The organism is Pseudoflavonifractor capillosus, from assembly GCF_016899775.1.
GTDB lineage: Bacteria > Bacillota > Clostridia > Oscillospirales > Oscillospiraceae > Lawsonibacter.
Map to the genome: position 1 here is coordinate 1 of NZ_JACJJE010000154.1, position 489 is coordinate 489.

2 tRNA genes and 1 rRNA gene are annotated in these 489 nt (G+C 46.0%); all 3 read right to left on the reverse strand.

Annotated features, from left to right (window positions below):
* Nucleotides 1–116 (reverse strand): 5S ribosomal RNA (gene rrf / locus H6B31_RS16770).
* 208 nt (nt 117–324) lie between these two features.
* Nucleotides 325–399, reverse strand: a tRNA-Glu gene (locus tag H6B31_RS16775).
* Between the two features lie 3 nt (nt 400–402).
* Nucleotides 403–478: transfer RNA gene (locus H6B31_RS16780), tRNA-Lys, on the reverse strand.
* Nucleotides 479–489: the final 11 nt, after the last annotated feature.

Below are 489 nucleotides of genomic sequence, written 5' to 3' on the forward strand. Positions count from 1 at the left end.
TGTTGGCACTACCTATCTTTCCGGCCCGTCTCCAGGCAAGTATTTTCGGCAGAAGCGAGCTTAACTTCCGTGTTCGGAATGGGAACGGGTGGACCCTCGCCCTAATCAGCACCAACTTACTTTCTTTTGAAAAAGAAAGTAAGCAAAGAAAACTTCATACTTCCTTCTACAAGAAGAGTTCCGTATCTTTTTCTCTCCTTACCGTCTTTTTCAACAGCAAGTATTCTATCAAATTTTCTTCTCACTGTCAAGAACTTTCTCCGTCCTACAAAAGGCTCAGTATAAAGTTCTTTTTGCCTACTTTTTCTTTCAAGAAAAAGTAGGTGGTGACCCGTACGGGAATCGAACCCATGTTTGCGGCGTGAGAGGCCGCCGTCTTAACCGCTTGACCAACGGGCCTTGTGGTGCGCCTTCAGGGATTCGAACCCGGGACCCACTGATTAAGAGTCAGTTGCTCTACCAACTGAGCTAAAGGCGCATACTTTCTTT